The 11,720-nt window shown below is 71.8% G+C and carries 13 protein-coding genes and 1 pseudogene; 7 read left to right on the top strand and 7 right to left on the bottom strand.

Annotated features, from left to right (window positions below; genetic code table 11):
* Positions 1-98: 98 nt before the first annotated feature.
* From IE312_RS08390 to IE312_RS08380, 3 genes are all read right to left on the bottom strand, one after another.
* Positions 99-686, bottom strand: coding sequence for an RNA polymerase sigma factor (locus IE312_RS08390; protein ID WP_189979869.1), 588 nt, complete (start codon positions 684-686; stop codon positions 99-101).
* A gap of 422 nt (positions 687-1,108) precedes the next feature.
* Positions 1,109-2,026, bottom strand: coding sequence for an RNA polymerase sigma-70 factor (locus tag IE312_RS08385; protein ID WP_229899337.1), 918 nt, complete (start codon positions 2,024-2,026; stop codon positions 1,109-1,111).
* Positions 2,023-3,219: an NAD(P)/FAD-dependent oxidoreductase gene (locus IE312_RS08380; protein ID WP_189979865.1), complete on the bottom strand. Its 1,197-nt coding sequence runs from the start codon at positions 3,217-3,219 to the stop codon at positions 2,023-2,025. Before IE312_RS08380 ends, IE312_RS08385 begins: the two co-directional genes overlap by 4 nt.
* Before the next feature lie 243 nt (positions 3,220-3,462).
* Between IE312_RS08380 and rpmG the strand changes: the two genes are divergently transcribed.
* Entirely contained in the window at positions 3,463-3,627 is a 165-nt protein-coding gene (rpmG, locus tag IE312_RS08375) for a 50S ribosomal protein L33 (RefSeq protein WP_189979863.1), read from the top strand.
* An 85-nt stretch (positions 3,628-3,712) separates the two neighbouring features.
* Positions 3,713-3,835, top strand: coding sequence for a type B 50S ribosomal protein L36 (gene ykgO, locus IE312_RS08370; protein WP_006130958.1), 123 nt, complete (start codon positions 3,713-3,715; stop codon positions 3,833-3,835).
* Between the two features lie 61 nt (positions 3,836-3,896).
* On the opposite strand, the pseudogene arr reads toward ykgO, so the two are convergent.
* Positions 3,897-4,322: pseudogene (gene arr / locus IE312_RS08365) on the bottom strand (NAD(+)--rifampin ADP-ribosyltransferase); the annotation flags it as partial.
* A 334-nt stretch (positions 4,323-4,656) separates the two neighbouring features.
* Positions 4,657-4,827 carry a DUF5670 family protein gene (locus tag IE312_RS08360; RefSeq protein ID WP_189979859.1) on the bottom strand — a complete coding sequence of 57 codons (171 nt, stop codon included), beginning with the start codon at positions 4,825-4,827 and terminating at the stop codon, positions 4,657-4,659.
* A gap of 247 nt (positions 4,828-5,074) precedes the next feature.
* Between IE312_RS08360 and IE312_RS08355 the strand changes: the two genes are divergently transcribed.
* A complete protein-coding gene (locus IE312_RS08355) occupies positions 5,075-5,947 on the top strand; it encodes an AraC family transcriptional regulator (RefSeq protein WP_189979857.1) in 873 nt (290 codons plus the stop codon).
* A 121-nt stretch (positions 5,948-6,068) separates the two neighbouring features.
* Here the strand turns inward: IE312_RS08355 and IE312_RS08350 are convergent, their stop codons facing one another.
* Positions 6,069-7,133, bottom strand: coding sequence for a LysR family transcriptional regulator (locus tag IE312_RS08350; RefSeq protein ID WP_189979856.1), 1,065 nt, complete (start codon positions 7,131-7,133; stop codon positions 6,069-6,071).
* Positions 7,134-7,314: 181 nt separating this feature from the next.
* Between IE312_RS08350 and snpA the strand changes: the two genes are divergently transcribed.
* Together snpA and IE312_RS08340 are read left to right on the top strand one after the other, a co-directional pair.
* Positions 7,315-8,013 (top strand): snapalysin, encoded by a 699-nt coding sequence (gene snpA, locus IE312_RS08345; RefSeq protein WP_189979854.1) that lies wholly within the window; start codon positions 7,315-7,317, stop codon positions 8,011-8,013.
* A gap of 243 nt (positions 8,014-8,256) precedes the next feature.
* On the top strand, positions 8,257-8,679 hold the full coding sequence (locus IE312_RS08340) for a DUF3592 domain-containing protein (protein ID WP_229899335.1): 423 nt from the start codon (positions 8,257-8,259) through the stop codon (positions 8,677-8,679).
* 34 nt (positions 8,680-8,713) lie between these two features.
* Here IE312_RS08340 and IE312_RS08335 read toward each other — a convergent pair whose 3' ends face one another.
* Positions 8,714-9,379: a TetR/AcrR family transcriptional regulator gene (locus tag IE312_RS08335; protein ID WP_189979850.1), complete on the bottom strand. Its 666-nt coding sequence runs from the start codon at positions 9,377-9,379 to the stop codon at positions 8,714-8,716.
* Positions 9,380-9,696: 317 nt separating this feature from the next.
* On the opposite strand from IE312_RS08335, the gene IE312_RS08330 reads away from it, so the two are divergent.
* Positions 9,697-10,998, top strand: coding sequence for a UDP-glucose dehydrogenase family protein (locus IE312_RS08330; RefSeq protein WP_189979848.1), 1,302 nt, complete (start codon positions 9,697-9,699; stop codon positions 10,996-10,998).
* Between the two features lie 154 nt (positions 10,999-11,152).
* The coding region (locus IE312_RS39255; RefSeq protein ID WP_502266964.1) for a glycosyltransferase family protein at positions 11,153-11,720 on the top strand (568 nt) is incomplete at its 3' end.

Genomic DNA, 11,720 nt, shown 5'->3' with positions numbered 1-11,720 from the left:
CCCGCGTCGACCGGTACGGCGACCGGTCTCGGATCAGGCTGTGCGGCCGGGTTCACGGCGGTCACATGGTCCCCTTCTTCGCCGTCCGTTCAGTGTGCTCACTCCGCCGCCCCGGCGTCCAGGCTCCGGCCCAGGCGCAGCAGTCCGCGCCGGGTATGGCTCTTGACGGTACCGAGCGGCCAGCCGGTGACGTGGGCGATCTGCGTCTGCGTGAGGTCACCGTAGAAGGCCAGGCACAGCACCCGCCGCTGCGCCTCGGGGAGGCGGCGCAGTTCCCGGGTCACGTCCACGCGGTTCAGGACCGCGTCCTGCATGTACGACCGGTCCGGCGAGCCGGCCGACTCGCGTGCCGCTGCCGCGGCCACGTCCGTGCGCCGGGTACGAGCGGACAGCGCGTCGGCGATCTTGCGCCGGGCGATGCCCACGAGCCAGGCGGGAAGCGGTCCGCGGCCGGGACGGTAGCCGTCGCGGCCGCGCCAGGCCGCGAGGAAGACCGTCTGGGTCACGTCCTCGGCCTCCGAGCCGTCGCCCAGGGACTGCCGCGCCAGCGACAGGACGAGGGGGGCCCAGCGGCGGTAGACCGCCTCCATGCCGTCCTCGTCGCCGGCCGCGAAACGCAGGGCCATCTCGTCCTCCGGGTGCGCCACGGGCACGGGCTCGGCTTCGATCAGTGCAAGTGCGCTCATGGCCTGCTCCTAGTCCGGCGGCTCCCCGTCTGACGGCCACGGTCCGTCCGGCACCGGTGCGAGGGCAAGTCGCATCGAGTGTGCATCGAGTTTCGCGGACGGATGCGAGAACGCCCCCGTCAACGGATTCCCGTTGACGGGGGCTACTCCTGCCCCGACTACGACGAGGGCGGCGTCGTGGCGGTCGGCGAGGGCTTCCTCGTCGGCTTCGTCGTCCCTGTCTCCTTGCAGACCTTCCGGGGCTCGGCCGGGGCGGCGTGCGTGCTCACGTCAGCGGTTCCCTCTCGCTGTCGGATTCCGGCCCGTGCCCACCTGTTCTCCAGGCTGGCACGACGCCACAGGGTTGGCAAACGCGTACAGAAGCGGCGCAATGCGAGAGGCCTCCTCCGGCGCACGGAAAGCGGTGACAACGGCCCGACGGGTCAGATGAGTTCGTGCCGGATGCCGTCGGTGACCGCTCCGAGCTTGTCGGGGTTGGCCACGTTGTGAAGGGTCGAGATTCGGCCTTCCGGGTCGAAGTCGAAGGTCAGCGTGGCGACCACGCGGTCCGGGCCGCGGAAGACCACGCCCGGACCGCCGTTGATCCAGGTGAGTTCCGCCCGCATCTGCCCGGGCTCGATGCCCTGGTAGGTCGCCTTCCCGAGCATGGCGAACCAATGGGCCACGGTCTGCTGACCGACGACCGGCTTCAGGGCCTGGCGGACCTTGCCGCCGCCATCGGTCCACAGCGTCACGTCCGGCGAGAGCAGTTCCATGAGGGTGTTGATGTCGCCTCCCGCCGTCGCCGCGAAGAAGCGTTCCGTCACGTCCCGTTGGCGGGCACGGTCCGCGGTGAAGCGGGGCCGGCGGGCCTGGACGTGCTCACGGGCGCGGTGTGCGGCCTGCCGCACCGCTGCCTCCGAACGGTCCACCGCCTCCGCGATCTCCGCATGGCTGAAGGCGAAGACCTCCTTCAGCACGAACACCGCGCGTTCCAGGGGACTCAGCGTCTCCAGCACGACCAACAGGGCCATGGAGACGGAGTCCGCCGCGGCGACGCCGTCAGCGGTGTCCGGGCCGGTGAGGATCGGCTCGGGGAGCCACGGCCCGACGTAGGTCTCGCGCCGGCGGCGAGTCGAACGGAGCCGTTCCATCGCCAGGTTGGTGATGATCCGGGTCAAGTAGGCCTTGGGGTCGGCCACCTGGGAACGGTCGGCTCCCGACCACTTGAGCCAGGCGTCCTGGACCACGTCCTCGGCGTCGGCGGCGGTGCCGAGGACGCGGTAGGCGACGGAGAAGAGCAGGGTGCGGTACTGCTGGAAGGCAAGCTGGTCGCGGTCGGTCTGCTGGGGCTGCGTCACTTGGCGCTCCGGGTGCGGGTGTAGCGGCCGCCGTGCGGCCAGAACGCGCCCGAGGCGGGCATCTTCTTCATACGGGCGAAGGTAGGCCATGGCGCGGCGGACACCGCCTCCTTGTACTTGGCGGCCCGCTTGCCGGTCAGCACGATCCGGCGCGGGCTGTCGTCGGGGTGGGTGAACTGCACGACGGCGTCGTTCCGGCCCAGGCTGACAGGTGTGTGGTAGTACCCGAAACGGAACGGCTTGGGCTCCTTGCCGCCCAGCACCCGCAGGATCGACAGGGCCGCGTGCACGCCGGTGGGCATGCCGCTCTGGCAGGTCCCGTGCAGCACGCCGTAGCCCTGGCGGACCGCCGCGGCGTCGCCCACGGCGTAGACGTCCGGGTGGGAGACCGAGCGCAGCGCGCCGTCGGTGACCACACGGCCGCGCTCGTCGACGGTCAGGCCGGCGGCGGCCGCCAGCGGCGGGACACGGGTGCCGCTGGTCCACAGCACCGCGCCCGCCGGAATGCCGGAGCCGTCCGCCAGCTCCACACCGTCCGGCAGCACCTTGACCACCTCGACGCCGCTGCGCACCCGCACGCCGAGCCGGGCGAGTGCCGCGTCCAGGTGGGCCTTGGCCTTCGGGTGCAGGCTCGCGCCCGGCTCCCGCCGGCCCAGCAGCACCACCTGCAGCTCCGGGTACCGCTCGGCGATCTCCGCGGCGGCCTCGACCCCGGTGAGGCCGCTCCCGCCCACCACCACGGTCCCCCTGCCGAGCCGGGCCAGCCGGTCGGCGAGGAGGGCGGCGCCTTCGGGGCCGTCGAGGGTGTAGGCGTGGTCGTCCACGCCGGGGACGGCGGTGGTGTCCGCCACGCCGCCCAGGCCGTAGACGAGGGTGTCGTAGCGCAGGACCCGGTCGTCGTCGATCCGGACGGTCTTCGCCTCGGCGTCGACGGCGGTCACCCAGCCCTGGACGAAACGGGCGCCGGTGCCGTCCAGCAGTTCCGGGATGCTCATCGCGGCCGTCTCCTGGCCGGTGGCGGTCATGTGCAGTCGGAGCCGCTCGGTGAAGGTCTCGTAGGGGTTGACCAGGGTCACCCGCAGGTTTCCGCGCCTCCTGGTGCGGGCCGCGAGCTGGATCGCGGCGGAAAGCCCCGCGTAGCCGGCGCCCAGGACCAGGACCTCGTGCTGCTGTGCTGTCGTTGTCGCGCGCATCGCTCTGCCGTCTCTTCCGTGTCGGTCGTTCCCGCCGTGCGGACGACCACCAGACGCAAGCTGCCGTCCGGTTCGTGACGCGCGGCCGGTGTGACTCGCGTCACGCCGGGAGGAGAAGGGGCGGGAGGAGAAGGGCACGGGCGCCGCCGCCGGGAATGCGTCACCGGGTGCCGTCGTTGAGCGTTCTGTCTGGCATGTTCGAGACAAAGGGCTCGGACGGCAGACGGAAGGAGCAAGCACCTCATGGCCCGCAGCACCGCACGCCCCGTCGTCAAGCTGAAGTCGACGGCCGGCACCGGGGTCACCTACGTGACCCGCAAGAACCGCCAGAACGATCCCGACCGGCTGATCCTGCGCAAGTACGACCGGGTCGCCGGCGAGCACGTCCTGTTCCGCGAGGAACGCTGATCACACGCACACCGGTCCCGGCGCACGCCGGCCCCGGCGCACGCCGGCCCCGGCCACGAACGCACTCCACGAGGAGGAGAACCCGATGAAGGTACGCAAGTCCCTGCGCTCGCTGAAGGCGAAGCCGGGTGCCCAGGTGGTGCGCCGGCGGGGAGTGACCTTCGTGATCAACAAGAAGGACCCCCGCTTCAAGGCCCGTCAGGGCTGACGCCCCGCGGCCTGCCGTTCCCCGTCCGCCGCACCCTGGTGCACCTCGGTGCCGGACGTCTGTCCAGGATCGTCGCCATGCCGCGGCGGCGGAGGTCGGCCAGTCCGTTCAGCATGGCTTCGATCTGCTCCGGGGAGTGCCCGACCCAGTCCTCGAGCTCCGACACGATGCGCACAGGCCCGCGCGTGCGATACGAGCGGGTGGGATTGCCCGGGAGCTTCTTGTCGGTGACGTTGGGATCGTCCTCCACGTCGCCGGTCGGTTCCACCACGTAGATCCGCCCCGGCCCGTCGCCTGCCGCCAGCTCGGCGCCCCAGGCGGCGGCGTCCAGGGTCTCGGAGAAGTAGACGTGGCGGGAAGTGCGCCCCTCCTCGTAGTTGGACGCATAGCCGGGGGTCAGCACGTCCCCGGGTGCGAGGTCCGCCTTCGTACCGTGCAGGTAGGTACCTTCCTTGTACACCTGAAAGGGCACAGGGGCACTGGTCACGGGGCCACTCCTTCGCCGTGGGCGATGCCGGCGACGGCTCGGTCGTCGCCCACTCCTCATCGGTCTGCCCATGATGCGTACCACGAACCGACGGACCGCATCAGCACTTCGCACGGAGCACCGGCCCCGCGGAGATAGGAGGTGCAGGTTTCCACTGCTGTTTCCGCGAGGCCGGTGCATGACACACGTACCCGGCTGCGCGTCCGATATGCGCGATCCCTCCCGGGCGACCGGACCGGTCGCGTCCTGACACACGACGTGGGCCCGGCCACCCCGGCCGGGCCCACGTCAACCTTCCCTACCCACCGTCCTCCCGGTGCACAGGAGCACGCACCTACCAGCGATACCAGCGGCCCTTGCGGCCGGAGCCGTCCGCCGTCCGGACGACGAAGCCCAGCAGCCACACGACCAGCACGATCACCGCGATCCACCAGAGTGCCTTGAGCGCGAAGCCCGCACCGAAGAGGATCAGAGCCAGCAGAAGAACCAGAAGCAGGGGAACCATATCTATCAACCTCCTGGCCACCGAATGCCCTTGCTTCGCCCCCGCACGCACACACCGTGCAAGTTTTTTTCACGCGCTCGACCACTCCCGTCAGGCACGGAGCCGCCCCGTAGGCAATCCCCGCTCCAGCAGCGGGGGCCGGCACCGCGTTGCAGGTGCGCGCACCCGACCGGAGCGGGCACAGGATGTCGGGTGCGGCAGGCTTGGTCGTTCGTAACGTGGTGATCGAAAGGGAAGGAGGCCGGGGTTGCTGGATCGGCTGAACCAGGCCATGGAGCACATCGAGGGTCACCTCGACCAGCGCATCGAGGTGTCCGCACTGGCCCGCATCACGGTCACGTCGGAGTACCACTTCCGGCGGCTGTTCTCGTCACTGGCGGGGATGGCGCTGTCGGAGTACGTCCGACGCCGTCGGCTGACGGTCGCGGGGGCCGAAGTGCTGGCCGGGGAGCCGACCTTGCTGGAGATCGCCGTCCGCTACGGCTACACCTCGGGGGAGGCCTTCGCCCGGGCGTTCCGCGCCGTGCACGGTGTCGGTCCCGGCGAGGCCAGGCGTACCGGCGCGGCTCTGAACTCGCAGCCCAGGCTGTCCTTCCGCCTCACCGTCGAAGGGAACAACACCATGCGGTACCGCATCGTGGAGAAGGAAGCATTCCGGGTCGTCGGCAGGAAGGCACGTGTCCCGCTGATCTACGAGGGCGCCAACCCGCACATCGCCGAGCACGTCAGGAGCATCCCGCCGGAGACGATGCTGCGGATCGAGGACCTCTCGGACCAGGAGCCGGAGGGCGTGGTGTCGGCGACCGTGCGGCTGTCGGACGGTTTCGAGGAAGGCAGCGAACTGGACTACTACCACGGCGTGGTGACCACGGCCGCCGGGGTTTTCGAGGACCTCGACGTGCTGGACTGCCCGGCGGGCACCTGGGCCGTGTTCGAGAACACCGGGCCGTTCCCGCAGGCGCTGCAGCGGATGTGGGGGGACGTGGCCGCCCAGTGGATCCCGTCCAACCCGTACGAGTACCGTCCGGGGCCGGAGATCCTGCACACCCGCCCGTCCCAGGACGATCCGGCGCAGTCGGACGCGCAGTTGTGGATACCGGTGGCCCGCGTCACCGGTTGAGGGCGCACGCCCAGGAGGCTCGGCACGTCCCCGTGCCGCATCGGCGGCAGCGACGTGCCGCGTTCCTGCGGGCGGTCACGGCCGGCGGGCCTCCGGATGCGGGGCCCGCCGGCCGTGGCGGTCAGCGGACCGGACGGTCCGGGCAGCAAGCGGCACGATCCTGCTCGATCCGGTGCTGCCGGCGGTCGGGGCGGTTCACGGCTCTCCAGGGCGGAGCGGGACAGCCCGACTGGATCGCGGCCTCGGACGCGGCCTGCGGTCGCGCGCGTTCCAGCCACTGCCGGTAGGTCGGCGCATCAAGGGCCACAGCCCAGTAGGCCGCTTCCAACTGGGGGAAAACGTCGTCCAGTTCGTGCTCGCTGCGGGCCGCCAGCAGCAGCCGTACGCCCAGTGGATCGCCCTTCACCGGGCGGATGGCGAGATCGGGACGGGGATGGGCGGTCGGCTGGCTGACCGTGACCACTTCGCCGGTGGCAGCGAGCGAGTACGCGGTGAGGTAGTCGCCGTGCAGCATCTCGGAGTTCAGGCCCGCGTCCCGCAGCACCCGGGACAGTCCGTCCCACTCGCCGTCGACCGTCGAGTCGACCATCCAGCGATCGCCGGCCAGATCGGCGAGGCTCACTTCCGGCTGTGCCGCGGCGGGATGGTCAGCGGCGAGCGTGACGAACTGCGGTTCGCGGTCGACGAGGACGCGCAGGCACAGGCCGGGCGGGATGCGCAGCGGACTGCCCTCGACCTCGTGCACGAAGGCCATGTCGAGCCGGCCGGCGGCGACCATGCCCAGCAGGGCGTTGGCGGACACGTTCATCTGCAGCGTCGGTTCGTACCCCGGGCCCCGGGCCCGCAGCAGGCGCAGCCAGCCGGGGATGGCCCGGCTGGCCGTGGCTCCTATGCGCAGCTGGTACCCACCGGCGGCACGGGCCGCCGCCGCCCTCGTCTCCGTGACGATCGCGGCGAATTCGGCGACCAGCGGCCTGGCCCGGCTCAGCACCGCGAGCCCCAGCGTGGTGGGGCGGCAGCCGGTCCGGGCCCGCACGAAGAGCTGAGCACCCAGAGCGCGCTCTATGCGCCGTAACTGGGTGCTCAAGGATGGCTGCGCCAGGCCGAGTTGCCGTGCCGCTTTGTGCAAGCTGCCGGTGTCGGCGATGGCGCAGAGCACGCGCAGATGCCTCACCTCGAGCTCCATGGGAGGAGCGTAGGGCGGCACCGGGCACCACACCAGATGTTCAAGGTCCAACGAAACTGGACGAGTCGGCCACCGATAGCACCGGGCTATCCCCGACTGCCATCATCCCCCGCCCCGTTGGCCTGCCCGAGACTCACTGGCAACCGATCGTTCAACCCCACAGGACGAGAAGGAGCCCCCCATGGCGTCGTTCCCCACCCGCACCGGGCCGAAGAACTCCAGGAGACTCGTGGCCCTGGCGCTGGGCCTCGGTCTGGCCTCTGCCGCGCTGGGTACCGCCGGCCCGGCGAGCGCGACGAACACCGCCGGGACCCCCACCCGGGCCGCCACCGCCGGCTACGTCGGCGCGGCCGAGAACACCGGCAACAAGGCGTTCTTCGACGCCGTGCTGAAGTCGGTCGCCAAGAGGCAGGCCGCCCAGCCCTCCCTGAAGGTGGTGACCGTCTACTACAACCCCTCCCAGGCGCCCAGCTTCCGCTCGCAGATATCGAGCGCCGCGTCCATATGGAACAGCTCCGTGTCGAACGTCAAGCTCCAGGCGACCACGGGCAGCGGCGACTTCGCCTACTACGAGGGCAGCGACCCGCGCGGGTCCTACGCCTCCACCAACGGCCACGGTCGCGGCTACATCTTCCTGGACTACGCGCAGAACCAGCAGTACGACTCCATCCGGGTCGCCGCCCACGAGACCGGCCACGTCCTGGGGCTCCCCGACCACTACAGCGGCCCGTGCAGCGAGCTGATGTCGGGCGGCGGCCCCGGCACGAGCTGCACCAACCGCTACCCCAACAGCACCGAACGCGCCCGGGTCAACCAGTTGTGGGCCAACGGCCTCGCCAAGGCCCTCGCGCAGGTCGGCACGGCGGCCAAGGCGGGCTGACCGCCCGACAGCCCTGAGCACCACCAGCGTACGGACCGCGGACCGGTGCCGCGGTCCGTACGGCTGTACGGCTGCACGACTGGGCGGCCGGGCGGCCGGGCGGCCGGGCTGCGGGAGCGGCCCCCGCCTCCCCGCCGTCACCCCCGGCTGCGATAGCTTCCCTTTCGGTCCGGCCCGAGTGAGAGGGATGTCGTGCGGTTTCAGGTGCGTGGCCGGGGAGCCCGCCGGTGGATCACGTTCGGGTTGATCGCGTTCGGAGGACTCTTCCTGGTCATCGGGCTGGTCTTCGCGGGTGTGTCGGTGTCGTTCGTGGCGGACGCGAAGCACGCCCGGGGCACGGTGGTCGCCCTGGAGTGGCGGGACGACGACCACAGCGGGGTGTCCCGCAGGAGGCGGGTGGACGACGGGCCCGCGGCGTACCCGGTGGTCGAGTTCACGGCGGCGGACGGCACGCGGCGGACCTTCCGCGATTCCACGGGGTCCAGCCCGCCGGCGTACGAGCGGGGTGAGCGGGTCGAGGTGCTCTACAAGGCGGACTCCCCCGGCGACGCGCGCATCGACTCGTTCCTCTCGCTGTGGCTGCTGCCGCTGGTCTTCGGTGGTATCGGCCTTCTCTTCACGGGGATCGGGACCGTCGTGGCGTTGGTGACCCGGAGGCGTTCCTAGGGCGGTCGTCCGACGCGGCCCGGCCCTCGGCGGCTCAGCGGTCGTCGTCGGCGTGTCCCCCGGCCCCGGATCCAGCCGTTCCCGCGCCGTCCCGCGGAGCCGGGCTGAGGAGGACGTCGATGCCCGCCCGCAGGTACTGCTCCAGCGTGGCGTCCGACGCGGCGATCAGGGCCGGCGGACGTATCTCGGTGCGCATCAGGCTGGTACCGAGCATCCAGGCCGCCAGCAGTTCCGCGCGCAGCTCGGCGTCGGGGCCGCCGAGGCGGGAGGCCAGGCGCTCGGTGAACACCTTCGTGAAGTCCGCCCGCAGCCGGGCCAGTGCCTCGCCCCGGCCGGAGGACCGCAGCACGGACAGCACCGGGTGCGGGAAGTCGCCCTCCTTCGGCGTGCCCGACAGCAGCGCGCAGAACCAGTCGGGGATCGTCTCGACCGGCTCCTCCAGCAGGGGTTCGAAGATCTTCCCGGCGCCCACGACGTCGTTGAACAGCGCTTCCTTCGAGCCGAAGTAGCGGTAGACGAGGGCGGCGTCCACCCCCACGTCACCCGCGATGTCGCGCACGCTGGTGCCCTCGTAGCCGTACTTGCCGAAGCGGAACGCGGCGGCGGACCTGAGCGCGGTGCGTGTGGCCGAGGCCGAGCGCCTGTGGGCCGGTCGGCAGGTCTCCGCCTTCGGCGCCTCGCTGTCGTGGACTCCCGTCACGTCACCGCACCTCCATCGCCCGCGGACCTCCCGCTGCCCGCCCCATGGTCCAGGGTGAAGCGGTTGTCTCAAAGTCACCGACCGTTGTCACCAATCGTTGACTTGTGTTCGCGCCCCATGCCATACCTGGGACAGGTCAACGCTTGGTGACATCAGACTCGTTCCACCGGGCCGTACGACGTGCCGGCCCGCCCCGGGTCGCCCCGCGCGGCGCGACGGCGCGTGGGCCCGACACGCCTGCCGGAGCCGCCGCGCGCGGCCCCACCGACCGGAAAAGGTGATGCTCCGTGCCCGCTCGGCCCGCTCGACATGTCGCCGTGATCGGAACCGGCTACGTCGGCCTGACCACCGGTGCCTGCCTGGCCTCCTTGGGACACTCCGTGGTGTGCGCCGACGCCGACCCCCACAAGGTCGAGCGGCTCGGCGGGGCCCGGGTCGACATCCTGGAGCCCGGTCTGCCGGAGACCGTGCGGGACGCCCTGGCGGCGGGCCGGCTGGAGTTCACCGGTGACACGGCGGGCGCCGTCGCCGAGGCCGAGGTGGTGTTCCTGTGCCTGCCCACGCCCATGGGAGCGGGCGGTGCCGCCGACCTCGCCGCGGTGGAGGCCGTCGCCGGGGTGATCCGGGACGTGCTGCCACCCGGCTGTGTCGTCGTCAACAAGTCGACCGTGCCCGTCGGCACCTGCGCGCGCGTCGCCGCACTGCTCGGCCGGGCGGACGTGACCGTGGTCAGCAACCCGGAGTTCCTGCGCGAGGGCCGCGCCGTCCACGACTTCCTGCACCCCGACCGCATCGTGATCGGCTCCGCCGACCCGGCCGCCGCCCGGCGCGTGGCCGGCCTGTACGCCGCACTCGACGCACCCCTGGTCCTCACCGACCCCGCGAGCGCCGAACTGACCAAGTACGCGGCGAACTTCTTCCTCGCGATGAAGCTCTCGTTCGCCAACAACCTCGCCACCCTGTGCGAGCGCTTCGGCGCCGACATCGACGATGTCACCGAGGGCATCGGGCGTGATCCGCGCATCGGCCCGGCGTTCCTGCGGCCGGGACCGGGATGGGGCGGTTCCTGCCTGCCCAAGGACACGCACGCGCTGCTGACCGTGTGCGACCGGTCCGGCATCGACTTCCCGCTGCTGAGCGCCACCATCGAGACCAACGTCACCCACCAGCACCGTCTGGTGGCGCGTGTGGCCGCCTCGTGCGGGCGCGGCACGGACGGTTCCCTGCACGGCCTCCGACTCGCCCTGTACGGCCTGACCTTCAAGGCCGGCACTTCGGACCTGCGTGACTCACCCGCGCTCGCCGTGGCCCGGCTGCTGCGCGAGCGGGGCGCCGGACTCACGGCCTACGACCCGGCGTTGTGCGAGGAGCGGCCGGACCTGAGCGATCTCGTGGACGTCGTCGCGGACCCGGTACGGGCCGCGGAGGGGGCCGCTGCCTGCCTGGTCCTCACCGAGTGGCCGGAGCTGCGCGACCTCGACTGGGCGGCGATCGCCGCGCGGATGACCGGCCACGAGGTGCACGACTTCCGCAACCTGCTGGACGCGGACCTGCTGGCGCGGGCCGGGCTGAGCTGGCGGGGCATCGGACGCCCCGCGGCACCGGCACCGGTGGCCTGAAGGACGCGCGCCGCGGACGGCTCCCCGGCCGAACCGCCCACGGCTGCTGCCCGCACCTGTCCGCAACGCTCACGGTTGCCCGCGGCTGCCCGCGGTTGCCCGCCCGGAGTTCCCCGATCCTTCCCGAGAGTCCTCTACCGAAAGGCCCACCCCCATGCGGGTTCTGTGCACCACGCTCGGCAGCCCCTCCCACGGGCGCGCCCAACTGCCCCTGCTGCGTGCTCTGGCCGAGGCCGGCCATCAGGTGCTGGTCGTCACCGCCGACGCCCTCGCCCCGGTCTTCCGTGACGACGAGGTGGAAGTGAGGACCCCGCTGGGGCGGTTCGACCCGTTGGCCGCCGCGGGGCCGTACCTCGCCGGTCTGCCCGAGCCCCCCGACCTCACCAGGCCGGCGCCGGAGCTGAGCCGGCTGCTGATGCGCGGCGTGGCCGGGGCGGCGGTCAGGCCGCAGCTGGACATCCTGCTGCCCCTCGCCCGGGACTTCCGCCCCGATCTGATCCTGCGGGACGGCATGGACATGAGTTCGGTGCTCATCGCCGAACTGCTCGGCGTGCCGCAGCTTCCGACGCCCTCCGGGTTCGGCAACATGCTGGACCCCGCCGAGGTCCTGCCGCCGCTCAACGCGTGGCGCGTGGAGCTGGGGCTGCCGGTGCGCGAGGACCCGCTGTCCGTCGTACCGCACGGCCGCGTCGACTACGTACCGCCCGCCTTCTCCTTCGCCC

Source organism: Streptomyces capoamus (assembly GCF_014654935.1).
In the GTDB taxonomy this organism is placed as follows: domain Bacteria; phylum Actinomycetota; class Actinomycetes; order Streptomycetales; family Streptomycetaceae; genus Streptomyces; species Streptomyces capoamus.
The sequence above is the reverse complement of the archived record's forward strand: the minus strand, read 5'-3'. Positions and strand labels throughout refer to the sequence as shown.

Bases quoted from the DNA above. Each gene is read 5' to 3' on its own strand.
- IE312_RS08390 (WP_189979869.1), bottom strand. From the start codon at position 686: ATGAGCGCACTTGCACTGATCGAAGCCGAGCCCGTGCCCGTGGCGCAC.
- IE312_RS08380 (WP_189979865.1), bottom strand. From the start codon at position 3,219: ATGCGCGCGACAACGACAGCACAGCAGCACGAGGTCCTGGTCCTGGGC.
- rpmG (WP_189979863.1), top strand. From the start codon at position 3,463: ATGGCCCGCAGCACCGCACGCCCCGTCGTCAAGCTGAAGTCGACGGCC.
- ykgO (WP_006130958.1), top strand. From the start codon at position 3,713: ATGAAGGTACGCAAGTCCCTGCGCTCGCTGAAGGCGAAGCCGGGTGCC.
- IE312_RS08360 (WP_189979859.1), bottom strand. From the start codon at position 4,827: ATGGTTCCCCTGCTTCTGGTTCTTCTGCTGGCTCTGATCCTCTTCGGT.
- IE312_RS08350 (WP_189979856.1), bottom strand. From the start codon at position 7,133: ATGGAGCTCGAGGTGAGGCATCTGCGCGTGCTCTGCGCCATCGCCGAC.
- snpA (WP_189979854.1), top strand. From the start codon at position 7,315: ATGGCGTCGTTCCCCACCCGCACCGGGCCGAAGAACTCCAGGAGACTC.